The following is a 16374-nucleotide window of genomic DNA, read 5'->3' on the forward strand; positions in this document are numbered from 1 at the left end:
ACTCAGATTCGCCGAGCAAATATGACCAAAAGGACGTTATCAGCGATTTGGGGCGCAGGCTTAGCTTGCTTGCTCTTGTCGGCAGGAAGTGTATCGGCAGGAACCATGTCCGCAGAGATCCAGGCGCATACCCTGACTGTGGATATCGATAATATTCAAGTACAAACCGGCGCCTTAATGGTTGAGCTTTATGCCAATGCCGAGGATTACGCCGCAGGCCACAATCCTAGCGCTTCTATGATAAAGCCCGTCACTAAGACAGAGCATAAGCTGGTATTTAGCGATCTAGCCGATGGTCAATATGCGGTCAAGGTCTTTCACGATGAAAACGGTAATCACAGCTTAGATACCAATATGTTAGGTGTGCCGAGTGAAGGCTATGGTTTTAGCAATAACGCTGGCAGTTTTGGACCTGCGAGCTTTAAAGACGCCAGCTTTAGTTTGCAAGCCGATGCGCAAATCACGATACATATTCGCTAAGGGAGGGCTGCACCATGGATAGACGTCAATTTCTAGCAGGCTCAGCCGCCCTAATGACGACCGCTGTTTGGGCGAGTTCAGTGGATAAATTACTGGCGCTGGATAACGCACAAGCGGTCGCCCGTGAGCCATGGGCCATAGGTTTTAATGGGGCTGAAGGCGACTATCAGCCGCTCACTATGCAGGTTTCGGGCGAATGGCCAGCGCAATTGAGCGGCAATCTATATCGTAATGGGCCAGCGAAAATGTCTCGGGCAGGTAAGGCATATCAACATTGGTTCGATGGCGATGGCATGGTGCAGCAGTTTAGTATGGCCAATGGGCAAGTTCAGCATCAGGCTAAGTTTATCCAAACAAAGAAGTTTAAAGTGGAGGAGGCCGCTGGCGCGTTTAAGTACACCACCGCAGGCACAGTGATCCCCAATGCTTTACCCATTCGCAATAACGATGACTTGAATGTGGCTAACACCAGTTTATTACCGCGCCACGGCGAGTTGCTCGCTTTGTGGGAAGCGGGTTCACCCTATCGACTCGATGCGCAGACCTTAACTACGCTCGGTGTTAAAAGCTTTGGCGACAAGTTTAAGGGCCTACCCTTTTCCGCCCATCCACTCGATGATGGACAAGGTGGACTGTGGAATTTTGGCGTCTGGTATGTCGGCGGCGAGAAGCAATTACTTGTGTATCAAGTGGCAGCCGATGACAGCATTGCCAGAATGGAAGTGATTGAATTACAACAGGCGAGTTATTTACATGCCTTTGCGCAGAGTGAGAATAAGCTAGTGTTTTATATTTCATCCTGCGTGTATGAAGAGGGCGAAACTTATATCGATGCTTTTAAATGGCGACCCGAATTGCCATCGCAATTACTGGTTATCGACAAAGCCGACTTTAAAGCGCGCCAGTTACACCAACTGCCCGCAGGATTTGTGTTTCACTTTGGTCAAGCCATTGAGAAGAATGGCGAACTGTCAGTCCAGCTTTGCCTCTATCCTAATTCGGCAATTTTAACTCAAGGGATGAAGGGGTTACTGACGGGCGCCCGTAAAACAAAAACACCCCATGCCGAGTTAGTGACAATTACAGTACCGCTCACAGCACCACTAACAGCAGCTAGCAAAAAGCAGTTTGCGGGGACATTATCTTCCTCTGCACGAATTAACCGCAGCGGCGTGATGATGGAGTTTCCCCAGTTTGCGCAGCACACTATGAGTAACAAAGAGTCTGCACAGCAAACGAGCAATGCCGAAAAGCTTGCAGAGAAAACGGGCGTGGCTTCGGAATTTGTCCCGTTATTTGGCGTTGGAGCAAGATCAGATTCTGCTGCTAGTTCTGGTTCTAACTTTAACTATGAAGCCGAATCTGAATCTGAATCTGAATCAGGACTGAGTAATACTCTGTATTGTATTCATAATGCAAAAGACAGCAGCAAGCACGGTGTGGATACACTTGGCGACGCGAGCTATAGCGCGTTTTATCTTGGCAAAGGCAAGATTGCCGAAGAGCCGCTCTATATCCCCGCCACTGAGCAGCATGAAGCCTATTTGTTGATGACTTGGCTCGATTACCACAATGCACTGTCTGGTTTGTCTTTGTTTCGTGCCAGTGACATCAGTGCGGGCCCCATCGCTTCGGCTCAGATGGACAGGGTATTGCCGTTAGGATTTCACGGTTGTTTCATTAACGCTTAATATATGACCTATAAACAAAAAACGCAGCCAAGGGCTGCGTTTTATTTCAGGCGAAAGCAGTGTTTAGTCTTCAATTTCCGCATTGTGATAGACGTTTTGTACGTCGTCACAATCTTCTAAAGCGGCGATAAACTTTTCAAACATGGCCACATCTTCACCTTCAACCTTAGTCATGTCCTGCGGTACGAAGGTAATGTTATCGAATTCGAAGTTAACTTCTGGCATTGCTTCGGTCAGTGCAGTTTTAACTTTAAAGTATTCAGTGTGCGGCGCGTAAACTGTGATTAAGCCATCTTCCAGCTCTACATCGCTCACATCAACGTCAGCCATCATCAGCAGTTCTAAAATCGCATCTTCGTCATCACCGGCAAACACGAACACGGCTTGATGATCAAACATGTGGCCAACTGTACCTGGGCCACCGAGTTTGGCATCGTTTTTCACGAAGGCTTGACGCACTTCGGTGAAGGTACGTTTTACGTTATCGGTTAGGCAGTCAACAATGACCATGCAGTTGCCAGGACCAAAACCTTCATAACGGGCGGTATCGTAATCTTCACCGCCGCCGCCTTTGGCTTTTTCAATTGCGCGTTCAATAACATGCGCAGGCACTTGGTCTTTTTTAGCGCGTTCAATCAAGCGACGCAGTGATAAGTTTCCATCTGGCTCAACGCCGCCTTGTTTAGCGACAACGTAAATCTCTTTACCGTAGCGTGAATAAATGCGGGTTTTTTGACCGGCTGTTTTCGCCATGGATTCTTTCTTGTTTTGATATGCTCTGCCCATCTTGATCTCGTTAGCTCAAAAAAATTGCGCCGATATTAGCAGTTTTCTTGGCATAAGTGCAGTCGTCCATGTGGGATTTATTACCGAGAAGGCGACGGGGCACGCATTTCAGGGCAAAGTTGGCTTTTTCAGGCGAGGTTATCTTGAGAATGGACTAAGACTAAATCACGCGAAATTAATACTAATGTCTAATGCCATACGCTCGTGAGACTGTTGATGATAGTTAACTGCTACTTTGTTTATCTAGCTGGATAAATTATCTAGCTTATTCAGAGAAATAGACTAAAACTATAAATCTTGAGCGCTATCATAGTTAGGCCTTCTTAGTCAGCTGTAATTGATTGCAGCTGAACGAGGGCGAATGATTCGACTCTTAGCATTTCCCTTTCATTTTTACCTTGCTCAGTTACGGGAAGTATATGGAAATACAGCACAAAGTTTTAATTTTCATCAGTTTCACGCTGGTCACTCTGGGGAGTTTATTGCTTGCGGGGCTGCATCTTCCGAGCATTGTACAGGCGCTGATCTTGGGTGCAATCACCTCTGGCTTAGTGGTGTGGGTGTGTTTGCGCGCAACTAAGGCTAAGCTCGACACCGATGAGGCAAATGCTAAGGCATTAAAAGATCAAAGCCTTCCCGCCCATGATATCAGTGTGCAAACCAGTAAAATTGCTATCGGTTCGGCTGAAGTGTCGCATTTTATTGATTTACTCAATAAATCAATTGAATCAAATGGCGAGCATGCCAGTGCCATTGCGGTTGCTGCGGGGCAATTGAGTCATACCACGGCCCAACTTGGCGATAATGCCGCCGATATTTTAGGTCAGGCACAAGAGGCCGAGCGCGTTAGCGTGCAGGGGCGCAGCCAAGCTCAAAAAGGTGTGGCGGCAATTCGCTCGCTGAGTACGGATATTGATACCGCCGCCGAGCAAGTACAGGCGCTTAAGTCGCGAGCCGAAGAAATCCAAAAAATTACCGAAGTGATTAACTCCGTTGCCGAGCAAACGAATTTGTTGGCGTTAAATGCGGCCATTGAAGCGGCTCGTGCGGGAGAGCAGGGCCGAGGTTTTGCGGTCGTCGCAGACGAAGTACGCAGCCTTGCGGGTAAAACCGCAGGTGCGACCCAAGATATCGGCAAGATGTTATTAGAAATCCGCAGCGAAACCGATAAAACCTCTGGGCTGATGGAAAGGGTCGTAACGCAAACCGCCGATGTGGTCGCGGCTATGGGCGAGTTAGACGCGCACTTCACTGAGATTTCGGCCTCTGTGACTCAATCGGCCCATGCGTTAGGTGATATGGAAGATTCCCTCAAACAATATAACAACACCACTAACGACATTAGCCGCTCTGTGACTCAAATACGTGATTCGTTAAATTCGACGGGTAAACAGAGTCATAGCGTATCTGAGCAGGCCTTTACTCTATCCTTGACTACCGAGGGCATTTTTAAAGCGCTGTCTAAATGGGATACACAAACCTTCGATCAACAGGTTTTGCAATTGGCCAATGTGGCCGCTAAAGCCTGTGGTGACAAGTTGGCACAAGGTTTAGCCAGTGGCAGTTTTAGCGAGGCGGATTTGTTTAATCCTAAATATCAACCGATTGCCAATACTCAGCCACAGAAATACAGCACAGCTTTCGATCGTTATACCGATCAGCATTTTCCAACGATTCAAGAACCCATTCTGGCAAAACACAGCGAAATTATTTATGCGGGAGCCGTTGATAAAAAAGGTTATTTTCCGACCCATAATAAACGCTTTAGCCAAGCGCTGACGGGCAAGGTCGAAGTCGATATGGTGCATAATCGAACCAAACGCCTGTTTAATGATCCGACAGGGATCCGCTGCGGCGCCCATACAGAACCTGTATTACTGCAAACCTACAAACGGGATACGGGCGAAGTGATGCACGACTTGTCTGTGCCCATTTTTGTGAATGGTAAACATTGGGGCGGATTTAGGGTGGGATTTAAGGCTAAGTAAATAATAGATAATCAAATTTAGGTTATTTACTCTAAAAAATGCATAAAAACGCACCTTGTCATGTGTTGTACTTGTGATCCGTGGTGGGTAATTGATTAACATAATAGAAATAGATTGGCATCTTTTTGCTGAAGTGCTTAAATAGCTCAAGGTGCACAGTTTGATACAGTTCTGTACGCCATAATAAAAATATAAAATTTGAATAAGACCTTAATTAGTTGATTTAAAAATGGTTAAAATATCTTCGGGGATATTTTAAGATGTAGAGGACAGGGAGCTCTCTTGCGACGTAAATATAACGCAGCAGACGCTGCTTAATGTGAGTTAAATGTGATGCAAGCAAATCAAGCGACTGTTACTGTTTTATATTATGACGCGCCCGTAGGCTTAATTATGCACAATTCTGTGCTAGCTAATTTGCCTGTGAGTGAAGCGGGGCGTGTGATGATACCGGCAAGTTTTCGTAAGGGAAAATCGATCATTGCCGTACTTGAAGGTGAATGTAAGATACTGAACTCATTGGGCGAGCGGGTATTTGCTCAGGCTAATATAGGTTGAAATTAGCTTATAATTTCAAAATGTTATAATTAAAAAATTAACATTCAATAGATTAATATTTCAAAAAATACTCACCTTTGGGACGCATAATCGCCTTGTTGAATTATCGTCTCGACTTTCTCTGCAATACTTCTTTTAATCTTATTTAATAATGTACAGAACGTATTTACTGCCTTTATCGGCTTGAATTCAAGGAGATAGTGACGCTTATATCGACTTGAATAACATCACCTTCCATAGCATCACACCCAATAATTTGACTCTCAATAACTCGACATTCAACAATATCTGAGCGATTACCAGCCATACATCTGCATTCATTAGCCACTATCGATTTAGTCGCCCAGATATTCGCCATTGAACAAATTAAAACGCCTTTAATGGCAGACTTCAGTTAGTAATCGATCGGCAAGATGCTGTAGGGTTTCGGCATTTGGATGGGTGTGAGCGAAGGTTCTTAAACCATAAATTCCCATCATAAAATATTGGGCTCTTTGCTCGTCGCTGCGATGACCTTCTAGCAGTCCTTGCTCGGCTGCGCTGATAAATTGCTGCGTTAGCGCTTGCTGCCAAGATTGCAGATACTGATTGATGATATCTCTAATCTCAACATCTTGCTCAGCCACTTCATTTAATGCCTTCGTCAATAAACAAGCTTGGGCGCTATCACAACTTAGGCATTCGGCAACAATATGATCTAAATAAGTTTTTAAGTTCGTTAGTACATTTTCGCTTTTAGCGAACATGCTGTTGAACTGCGCATTTCTGTCGAGTTGATATTGCTCAATGGCCGCGATTAGTAATCCGCGTTTATTGGTAAAAGCGCAGTAAATCGACCCCGGATGTAATCCCGTGGCTTGAGTTAGATCTTGCATGCTCGTTTTGGTGTAACCCTTGTGCATGAAGGCGGCCATCGCGCCGCGAAGTACCTGTTCTCGGTCGAACTCTGCATTACGCATCGAATTTAATTCACTTGTATAGAAACGCTTAGGCCGAATTCTACCTAATTTTGAACGCACATTCAAAAATTAACTTGAATGATCGTTCAAATAATAATATCTTGAATGCATATTCAAGAATGGGACTGAGAAAATGACCACACAAACCACGCCAAATTCCTTGGCAAATCTGTTCGAAACCTACTCGCTTAATGACACTATTACCTTAAACAATCGTTTCTTAATGGCACCTTTGACCCGTTGTATGGCCGATGCCGACTTAGTGCCAACCGATGATATGGTTGCCTATTATGCACGCCGCGCCGAAGCGGGTTTGATCATCACAGAGGCGACCATTATTCGTCCCGATGCCCAAGGTTATCCAAATACCCCAGGTATTTTTACTCAAGCGCAAATTGCTGGCTGGCGCAAAGTGACCGATGCAGTACATGCCAATGGCGGTAAGATTTTTGTGCAGTTATGGCATACGGGCCGTGTTGCTCATCCACACTTTTTCGGTGGTGGCGATGTACTTGCGGCATCAGCACAGAAGATTGAAGGCAGCGTGCCAAGAATGCGTGAGCTAACTTATGTCACGCCAAAACCTGCCACACTCGAGGATATTCAAGGCCTAGTGCGTGATTACGCCAAAGCGGCGGAAAATGCCATTGAAGCTGGCTTTGATGGCGTTGAAATCCACGGTGCAAATGGTTATTTAATTGATACTTTCTTACATCATGACAGCAATCGCCGCACCGATGAATACGGTGGCACTCCTGCCAATATGTCCCGCTTTGCGCTTGAAGTTGTCGACGCTGTTGTGGCTCGTATCGGCAAAGACAGAACTGGTCTGCGGATTTCACCTGGGGCTTATTTCAATATGGCGGCAGATAGCCGTGACCGCGAAGTGTTTGATTACTTCTTGCCGGAACTAGAGTCACGCGATATCGCCTTTGTGCATATTGGGATTTTCGATGACAGTATGGAATTCGACTATCTTGGCGGCAGAGCTTCAAGCTATGTGCGCGCACACTATGGCAAAACCTTAGTGGGAGTTGGAAGCTACAGCGCTGAAACTGCCAGTGAAGCGATTGCAGCGAATAAGTTCGATTTGATTGCTATCGGTCGTCCATTCATTGCTAACCCTGACTATGTTGCTCGCGTGCGTGATGGCGTTGAACTTGTACCTTACAGCGACGAAATGCTAGCAAGCTTAGTGTAATTTCACTTAATAGCTGAATAAAGAAAGGGTTAGCATTGGCTAACCCTTTTTGTTTGTCTTTCTCGCGTTTTTATTTAATCCGCTTTAACTAAAGATCTAAGTGCGGTGAGCTTTTGCTGGGCGATGCCGAAAATGCTCTCGGGAGAATATTGTCCTTGGCTAGGCGTGGCCGTTTGCGACAAACTGCCTGCGGTTTTACCAAGCAGCAACTCCATGGCTTGAGTCACATGGGTAATGGCCCAAATGTGGAACTCACCTTGCGCCACTGCATCGACAATGTCTTTACGTAGCATAAGGTTAGCCATGTTCGAAGCAGGAATAATCACCCCTTGATCTGACGTACGGCCTTTAATTTTGCAGACATCAAAGAAGCCTTCAATCTTCTCATTCACACCGCCAATGGGCTGAGCCTCACCAAACTGGTTCATCGAACCTGTGATGGCAATATCTTGCCTTAGTGCTTGCTCGCTAATGGCCGAGATAATGGCGCAACATTCGGCCATTGAGGCGCTATCGCCGTCCACGCCGCTGTAAGATTGCTCGAAGGTGAGGTAAGTGGTGAGCGGGATTTGCGCTGTTTTACCTAACACTGAGGCTAAATAAGCGGTTAAGATCAACACGCCCTTAGAGTGAATTCGCCCCCCTAGTTTGACTCTGTGTTCGATATCCATCACTTCACCTTTACCAAAGGCTGTGGTTGCTGTGATGCGATTGGGCATACCAAACTGATGATCTGAGGTCGAAATGACGGATAAGGCATTGATTTGCCCAACCACTTTGCCCTGAGTGCTGATCAAGGTGGTGTCGTTGGTAAAGCTCTGCATTATGTTGTCATGCAGACGCGAGACTCTTTGTTCTTGATTTCGCAGTGCTTGCTCAACGTGCGGCACTAAAATTTGCTGACTGCCTGCCGATTTAGCGCAGTAGTTTGATTCCCGCAGTAGGTTGGCAATATTGGCCGAGTGTAGCGACAGTTTTTGCTGATCTTCGGCTTCCCGCGAGCTGTATTCGATGATGCGCGCTATTGCGGCGCGATCGCAGTGCAGCATGTTGTTGTCGTGGACTATGCTCGAAATAAAGCGGGCATAGTGCGCCTCAGAGGCGGCGGTTCTGTCCATCACATCTTCAAAATCGGCGGTAACGCGAAATAGCTCGCTAAAGTCAGGATCATAGTGCTGCAGCAGCTGATAGGTTTCATGATCGCCAAAAAGAATAATTTTCACATCTAAGGGGATAGGCTCGGGCGCCAAGGAAATCGTACCCGATAGAGACACTTCCCGTTCGAGTGAGCTTAAATCCAGTTTGCGTGAACGCAGGGCGCGCTTTAGTCCGTCCCACACATAAGGGCGCTCTAATACTTTAACGGCATCCATCAATAACACGCCGCCATTCGCCTTGTGCAGGCTGCCGGGACGGATAAGCGAGAAGTCGGTGAACACTGTGCCTCTAAATGTGGCGTTCTCCACATAGCCAAATAGGCTGTGATAACTCGGGCTTTCTTCGACGACTATGGGGAATTTTTGAGTGCCTTGGCCGACCAAAACGTTAACTTGGTAGCGACGGGGCATTTTCTTTTCTAGGGAAGCGTAGGCTAGGCCCAATTGTTCTTCGCTTTCTTCTAAGAAAATATCCAGATTATCTAAGATATCCGCCTGCATACCGGTTAAGAAAGTGCGCGCTTCTGGCTGATGCTTGAACTTATCTTTAAGTGGCTTAATAAAATGGATTAACACTTCTTTGGCGACTTGCTCGTCATGCTCTTGCTGCTTGTCGCTAAATTCTTCTTCCCATTCTGTGATTTGGCGAATAATTCCGCGCAGCTTCACTTCTAGGCCATTGATATTGCTTTCAAATTGGCTGCGCTCAGCATCGGTCAAGGCTTCGAATGAGGCTTCGTCGTGGGGCTCTTCACCATTGAGGGCTAACATTTGATAGTCGCCCTGCATAGTCAAGCTGAGGCTGATGCCTTTTTGTTTTGCTTCTTCGGTTAATTCTGTGAGTGCGACTTCTTGTTTCTGTGATAGCTGGCTTTTGAGCTTTTCGGTGCGGGCATAATACATTTCATTATCAAAGGCTAAAGGCAAAGCTTTGACAAGTTTTAGCATTAATTTTTCGACGGCTTTTTTGAATTCAAGCCCAGTACCCGCGCTAAGTTTGAGCACTTTAGGGCAACGGGTATCATCGAAATTAACCACGTAACACCAGTCGTACAGCGTATGATCGCTTGGCTCATGGCGGCTTAAATAACGCAGCATCATAGTGCGTTTGCCAAGGCCGTTCTGGCCGATGGCGTAGATGTTATAACCCTTTTCTTTAATCCCCATCGCAAACTCTACCGCTTGCTGGGCACGTTCTTGGCCGACAATATCATCAAGTGGAGTGAGCTCGGCTGTGGACTGGCAATCTGTGCTTAATTGGTCGAGTTCGCAAATGCGATACAGTTGTTGACTGTTGAGTGGGATTGCTTGGCTTGATACGACGTCAGTGGGCATAAATATCCTTGGTTTTTCAGCCTTATTATTTCCATTGTAGACAATAAGATAGCATTTTTGTCAATCGAAACTCTGTTATTGCTGATTTATGCCTTTAGGGATAGTTATCTGCTGCTCACAAAGTGCTGTAGCACTGCGGTCAGGCTTAATCGGTTAAGTCTAACTAATTGTTACGCAATAAACTTATCCCAATACTGACTCGAAAATTTTGTGCTAAAGTAGCAAAGTCTATGTCAGCAGTGCTTAACTGTGTAAGGACACGTTAAGTAGTCTAGAAAGAGTCGGCTAGAAACATCCCTCTAACCTTGATGGTTTGACCTCTCCAGCCTTAAAAGGTGGTTATGATGAGGACGGTTTGCGATCTAAGACTCGCGCCAATTAAGATGTAGTGGATTGATGTTAAAAGTAAAATTTTATGAAGTTTTACCCCTTGGTTAACGCTTTCCCTCTGGGGCTAATGTGAGCATGCGTTTGGGGTCTTACGGTATTCTCGCCGTGGGTCGATTGAGTAGTAACTAAGTATTAGTTGGCAAGATGATGATAGATGTACCTATTTCGCAGCAAGAGCTGGATAACTGGTTGAGGGACGTTAACTTAGTCGCCGAGATATCAAACAGTAAAGCAATATTAATAGCATGGAATGCTGCGGGTGAACTTAGCAGCATGTTAAGTTCAGATTCTGCGGCTGAAAGCGAAATACAGGCAATACTCTGTCAGTTAAGTGGCAATCATTCGGCGAAAACCCTACCTATCGCAACATTATCAGCTACTACGTCATCAACCGCTACACAGTCAAAAGCTGCTCCATCAACAGCCACTCCATCAAACGCGACGACATCAGAACTCACTTCCAGTCCTTCAGATGCTGTTGAAACTTCCGTTGATGCCCAATTAGCCCAAGAGAAGTTGGTCAGCCCAACCGAGCCGATTTCGGTATTGCCTCGATTAGGTCACTATCAAATCACCTCGTCATTATCTGTGTCAGAGTTAACTGAGCTGGTCAGTCAGTCCCAATTGATCATAGATACTCGGCAGCACTCAGATTGGCGCACTTGTAGCGCAATCGGCAGCGTGATTTGTTTATCCCTCGCTTGGCCATCTGGGGCAAATTTTGGCTTTTTATGTTTTTATCACAACGAGGCGCACGGCGTAGATTCGAAAACGCTGCAGCTTGCAAAGCTTACCAGCGATAGCATTCAACGTCAGTTAGGCGAGATATTGAGCCAACACAGTGCGGCTGAAGCATTAAGCCGAGGTACGCCAAGCTGTGTCGATACGGTCGATTTACAAACATTTATTGATAGTTTTGAAGAACATATTTGGATGAAAAATGCCGCTGGCATTTATACACTCTGTAATCGCAGCGTCGAGAAAGCATGGGAAATGCCCCGCAGTGAGATTGTCGGTAAATCCGATGTCGAACTCTTTGGTGAAGATATTGCGGATATTTTCCTAGAGGGGGATAGGCTCGCTATCGAGTCTGGTATGCCAATTATTGTCGCTGAGTGTTTAGACGGCAATGAAGCTAAAAATCATCTTTGGTTAGAAACGCTCAAACTCCCAACCTTAAATACCCAAGGTGAGTTTGTGGGCGTTATCGGGATGACTCGCAATATTTCCAAGCATAAAGCGGTTGAAGAACAACTGACACTGGCGACCAATGTATTTAAAAACTCGGTCGAAGGCGTGGTTGTGACCGACAGACACGGCAATATCACCGACGTAAATGGCGCATTTTTTGAGATCACAGGTTATGTGAGGGAAGAGCTGCTCGGTCAGAATCCACGGATTTTTAGCTCGGGTCGCCATGATAAAGCATTCTTCGACAAACTGTGGAATGCCCTGTTGGCTAACGGTAAGTGGAATGGTGAAATCTGGAATCGGCGTAAAAACGGTACTATTTTCCCGCAAAATATCACCATAAGTACGATTTATGATGAAGTCGGTGATGTGCGTTATTTTGTCGCTGTGTTTGCCGATATTTCTGCCCAAAAAGAGAATGAAGCGCAACTCACGCACTTAGCGTATTTCGACCCGCTAACGCATTTGCCTAATCGCATGAAGTTTATGATGCAGCTCAAACAAGAAGTGCGACAAGCTAAGCGGCTGAATTTGCAGTTAGCGATTGTGATGATTGATGTCGATTTGTTTAAGCATATCAACGACAGTTTTGGCCATAGCATAGGTGATGAAATGCTGGTCGAGCTTGCCAAGCGTTTACGCAGCCAAGTGGGCGATCAAGATGTATTATCACGTATTGGTGGCGATGAGTTTGTGGCATTAATTTCGGGGATCGACAATAGCGAAGATGCTACGGTTGCCATTCATCAATTGCGGCAAGTGTTTGAACAACCGTTTATTGTGAGCACGGGCGACCACTTGCGTTTGACCGCGAGCATGGGCGTGTCTTTGTATCCAAGTGATGGAGCCGATGCGGACACTTTACTGCGTAACGCCGATGCGGCTATGTATCGCGCCAAAAATGATGGCCGCAATAATTACGCTTTTTATACAGAGTCCTTAACGCAGCAATCTTTTGAACATCTTAAGCTGCAAAGTGCCCTTTATGGTGCGATTGAGCAAAATGCCTTGTACTTGATGTACCAGCCAAAACTCGACTTAGTGACTCGAAAAACCGTGGGATTTGAAGCGTTGCTGCGTTGGCATGATCCTCAACTGGGTTTAATTTCGCCCGCGGTATTTATACCCGTGGCGGAAAAAATTGGTCTTATCCATGAGATAGGTTTATGGGTGTTAGAAACCGCCTGTCGTCAGGGCATGCGTTGGCTTAGTGAAGGCAAACACTTTGGCCGCATTGCGGTGAACGTAGCCGGACAGCAGTTACAGCGCAGCTCCTTTGTGGATGATGTAAAACGTGTCTTAGCTGAAACGGGCTTGCCCGCCAAACACTTAGAGCTTGAAGTGACCGAAAGTGTGATGATGCAAAATCCCGATCTTGCAATCCGTGACTTAAAGCGACTTGGCGATTTGGGCATCGAATTATCTGTCGATGACTTTGGCACTGGTTATTCATCGCTGAATTATTTGAAAAAACTGCCCATCCATAAACTGAAGATTGACCAATCCTTCGTGCGGGATATTCCCTTCGATACTAACAATACCGCGATTGCTAAGGCTGTGATTGCGCTTGGACATGCGTTGAAGCTCGACATTATCGCCGAAGGAGTGGAAACCAAAGAACAAGCCGATTTTCTGCAACAAAATCAGTGCGATCAAGCCCAAGGTTATCTCTTTAGCCGTCCGCAACTACCAGAAGATCTCGACGCATTTCTATCGTGATGCTGGCGTATTGCGAGACTGACTTATGGTAAGGCTGACTATCGTGAAATTGATTTAGTTTCATCCGATAGAACCACAGGGCTAGCGCTATGGCGCTAGTCGCTTGGGTTTGTGTCTGCTAAAATTCTGGTCATTATTTTTAGTGGTTAACCGCAATGTCTTTTAGTGTCTTATCCTTAAACTCCACATTAGTGAATACCTTAGCGAGTCTTGGCTATGAGTCGCCAACGCCTATCCAGCTAGAAGCTATCCCTACCATCTTGGCGAAACGGGATGTGATGGCTGGCGCCCATACGGGCACAGGCAAAACCGCAGCATTCGCCTTGCCAATCTTGCATCATTTGTTGGCACTCAGCCCTTTGCAAGAGTTAACTGCGGTGAGACCCGTACGCGCATTAGTCTTAGTGCCGACACGTGAGCTGGCAGTGCAGGTACAACAGAGTTTTGTTAAGTACGCTAAAGGGACCGATATCCGTGTCGGCATCGCCTACGGCGGCGTGAGTATCGATGCGCAGGTTGCCGTGTTTAATGCAGGGATAGATGTGTTAATCGCAACACCGGGTCGCTTACTCGATCACCTCAGGCAAGGCGCATTGAGTCTTAAGCAATTGAGCGTGCTTGTGTTTGATGAAGCCGACCGTATGCTCGACATGGGCTTTATGGATGAAATTCAAGCCGTGCTCAAGCAAGTGCCGAGTGACAGACAAACGTTATTATTTTCTGCCACCTTAGATGCCGCCATCTTTAGCTTAAGTAAAACCTTACTGCACGATCCCAAGTTGATTGAAGTTGCCAAGCGCAATACGACCGCTGCCGAAATTGAGCAAGTGGTTTATGCCGTCGACGCCGACCGTAAAACCGAACTCGTCAGCCATTTGGTACGCAGTAAAAACTGGCATCAAGTGCTGATTTTTAGCCGCACTAAGCAAGGTGTCGATAAATTGGTTCAGCAACTCAATAAAGCCGATATCAGTACTCAGGCGTTTCACAGTGACTTATCCCAAGGTGCGCGCGAGAAAGTCTTGCAGGAATTTAAACAAGGCAAGATTCAAGTGCTAGTGGCCACGGATATTGCTGCCCGAGGCCTAGATATTGTTGAACTCAAGTATGTGATTAACTTTGAGCTGCCTTTTATCGCGCAGGATTATATTCATCGTATTGGCCGCACAGGCCGAGCGGGCAGTGCAGGGCTTGCCATCACCCTCTTTAGCCAAGAGGATGCCCTATTACTGGAAGAAGTCGAAGTCGTATTGGACAAGCGTTTACCACAACAATGGTTACCCGGCTTCGAACCCGACTTTAATAAAATGGACACTGAACCAAGGCGTAACGGCAAAGCGGCCCAAAAACAACGTGCCAAAAAGCGCGCTTTGGGCGCTAAGAAGCGTTAATTATTTATAGGAGTTTGTGTAGCGGTGTAAAGTTAATCATGTTTATCGTTTCACCGTCAGTTAGCGTTTTAGTATGATTTGGCCTTTTTGAATTGTTTTTTGGGTGTTGTATGAAGCGATTGATGCTGTTTTTGGTTTTTATCTTGTCTATTCCTTCCGTGATCATCGCTGCATTTGTTTTTGAGGATATAGGAGGACATATTTTATTCTCTTGGTTCTCATTTACCCTTGGTCTCATCGGGATTGGTGGAATATTGAGATTTAGAGAGGATCAATTTTTAACATACGATATCGTTGAAGGGACTATTATTTCACTGGATGAAAATACCAGATACAGTCCAGAACATGAGCACTTCAGGTACCAACAAATTTTCATTAATCCGGTTATAGAATATTTTTGGCAAGGAAAGCGTTATACAAGAGGAACTCTGATTAATTATGACGAACAAGCTTACACTCGGTTTGGACCTCAAATCGGTGACAAGATCAGTTTATGTGTTCCAATCAATTGCCCTGAAGAAGCGATTGAAAACAAATTCCTATCTAGATATATACATTTAATCATTGGTTTAATTTCTATTTCGATTTCAATCGCACTTGCTGTATTACTCTTCTCGTACTGATTTTTGCCGTTTTCATAGGTTTTAGTGATGGCGGAGCCAATCGTTAGCAGCAATGCGTATGTCTTAGATGGTCAAGTCCAAGCAGGTGATCTGAGTTATATCTCATTCTCAAACTACCCAAGCTAGAAAATCTCAAACCATCCGAGCTAGCAAAGCTTAATTGTGGAAATAAAATCTCAAACTGCGTTCCATGAGCAGAGCAAACAAAAAGGGCTTAACCTTGCGGTTAAGCCCTTCTGGTAAAATTGGGGCGGCGTCATCTGAATTGTTTTCACAATTCATTGTTTGTAATTGATTATATTTAAGCTGGCTGTTGTCAGTGTTACTTCTGGTGTTACTAAAAGTAATTTTCACGCCTATAGCGCAAGTTATCTCTAGTTGAATTATTTACAAAATAAGCTCCGACCATATCCGCGCTAATCCAGCGTAAACCAGCACTGTTTTTTGTGAATCGAGTTCATCATAATTTTAAGCTTGCTCGAAGTGTATCGTAAACCAGTAACTAAGTTATTGTGGCTTAACTCACCCTGGGTGTTATAAACAATGACTGCTCACTGAGTATTCACTGAGTAATCAGTGATCACTCAATGTATGCTCATTACTACATCGACCGGTTAGTCTTGAGTGCTCAGTGATAAAATTATCTTGCCATTAATAGAGCTTGGTTTTTACTTAAGAGGCTTCAAAGAGGCTTCAAAGAGGCTTCAAAGAGGCTTCAAAGAGGCTTCAAAGAGGCTTCAAAGAGGCTTCAAAGAGGCTTCAAAGAGGCTTCAAAGAGGCTTCAAAGAGGCTTCAAAGAGGCTTCAAAGAGGCTTCAAAGAGGCTTCAAAGAGGCTTCAAAGGGGCTTCAAAGGGCTAGAGTTAATAATCATAAACGTTTATCAATATTCTAGTTCTTAACTCTT

At 45.5% G+C, this 16374-nt stretch carries 12 protein-coding genes; 9 read left to right on the plus strand and 3 right to left on the minus strand.

The annotated features are described in order from the left end of the window. Nucleotides 1-21 precede the first annotated feature (21 nt). Both OX890_RS07985 and OX890_RS07990 read left to right on the plus strand, forming a co-directional pair. Nucleotides 22-480, plus strand: a complete 459-nt coding sequence (locus OX890_RS07985) for a DUF2141 domain-containing protein (RefSeq protein WP_268650389.1) — start codon at nucleotides 22-24, stop codon at nucleotides 478-480. Nucleotides 481-494: 14 nt separating this feature from the next. Continuing rightward, entirely contained in the window at nucleotides 495-2171 is a 1677-nt protein-coding gene (locus OX890_RS07990) for a carotenoid oxygenase family protein (RefSeq protein WP_268650390.1), read from the plus strand. A gap of 63 nt (nucleotides 2172-2234) precedes the next feature. Here OX890_RS07990 and OX890_RS07995 read toward each other — a convergent pair whose 3' ends face one another. After that, nucleotides 2235-2957 (minus strand): YebC/PmpR family DNA-binding transcriptional regulator, encoded by a 723-nt coding sequence (locus OX890_RS07995; RefSeq protein ID WP_006085103.1) that lies wholly within the window; start codon nucleotides 2955-2957, stop codon nucleotides 2235-2237. A gap of 419 nt (nucleotides 2958-3376) precedes the next feature. Between OX890_RS07995 and OX890_RS08000 the strand changes: the two genes are divergently transcribed. Both OX890_RS08000 and OX890_RS08005 read left to right on the plus strand, forming a co-directional pair. Then, nucleotides 3377-4945 carry a methyl-accepting chemotaxis protein gene (locus tag OX890_RS08000; RefSeq protein ID WP_259578001.1) on the plus strand — a complete coding sequence of 523 codons (1569 nt, stop codon included), beginning with the start codon at nucleotides 3377-3379 and terminating at the stop codon, nucleotides 4943-4945. Between the two features lie 333 nt (nucleotides 4946-5278). Then, nucleotides 5279-5503 (plus strand): TIGR02922 family protein, encoded by a 225-nt coding sequence (locus OX890_RS08005; protein ID WP_006080825.1) that lies wholly within the window; start codon nucleotides 5279-5281, stop codon nucleotides 5501-5503. Between the two features lie 377 nt (nucleotides 5504-5880). Here the strand turns inward: OX890_RS08005 and OX890_RS08010 are convergent, their stop codons facing one another. Then, the gene (locus OX890_RS08010; protein WP_126491426.1) at nucleotides 5881-6462 is read right to left on the minus strand and encodes a TetR/AcrR family transcriptional regulator; all 582 of its coding nucleotides are present in this window, start codon (nucleotides 6460-6462) and stop codon (nucleotides 5881-5883) included. A gap of 133 nt (nucleotides 6463-6595) precedes the next feature. On the opposite strand from OX890_RS08010, the gene OX890_RS08015 reads away from it, so the two are divergent. Next, the gene (locus OX890_RS08015) at nucleotides 6596-7663 is read left to right on the plus strand and encodes an alkene reductase (protein ID WP_011846198.1); all 1068 of its coding nucleotides are present in this window, start codon (nucleotides 6596-6598) and stop codon (nucleotides 7661-7663) included. Between the two features lie 74 nt (nucleotides 7664-7737). Here the strand turns inward: OX890_RS08015 and OX890_RS08020 are convergent, their stop codons facing one another. Further along, on the minus strand, nucleotides 7738-10155 hold the full coding sequence (locus tag OX890_RS08020; RefSeq protein ID WP_268650391.1) for a Lon protease family protein: 2418 nt from the start codon (nucleotides 10153-10155) through the stop codon (nucleotides 7738-7740). 534 nt (nucleotides 10156-10689) lie between these two features. Between OX890_RS08020 and OX890_RS08025 the strand changes: the two genes are divergently transcribed. From OX890_RS08025 to OX890_RS08040, 4 genes are all read left to right on the plus strand, one after another. After that, nucleotides 10690-13455 carry an EAL domain-containing protein gene (locus tag OX890_RS08025; RefSeq protein ID WP_126491428.1) on the plus strand — a complete coding sequence of 922 codons (2766 nt, stop codon included), beginning with the start codon at nucleotides 10690-10692 and terminating at the stop codon, nucleotides 13453-13455. 155 nt (nucleotides 13456-13610) lie between these two features. Beyond that, nucleotides 13611-14846, plus strand: a complete 1236-nt coding sequence (locus OX890_RS08030; protein WP_126491429.1) for a DEAD/DEAH box helicase — start codon at nucleotides 13611-13613, stop codon at nucleotides 14844-14846. 110 nt (nucleotides 14847-14956) lie between these two features. After that, entirely contained in the window at nucleotides 14957-15469 is a 513-nt protein-coding gene (locus tag OX890_RS08035; RefSeq protein ID WP_172599561.1) for a hypothetical protein, read from the plus strand. 624 nt (nucleotides 15470-16093) lie between these two features. Next, complete coding sequence (locus tag OX890_RS08040) at nucleotides 16094-16369, plus strand: hypothetical protein (RefSeq protein WP_268650392.1); 276 nt, start codon at nucleotides 16094-16096, stop codon at nucleotides 16367-16369. Nucleotides 16370-16374: the final 5 nt, after the last annotated feature.

It is taken from the genome of Shewanella sp. DAU305, assembly GCF_026802235.1.
Classification (GTDB): Bacteria; Pseudomonadota; Gammaproteobacteria; order Enterobacterales; family Shewanellaceae; genus Shewanella; species Shewanella baltica.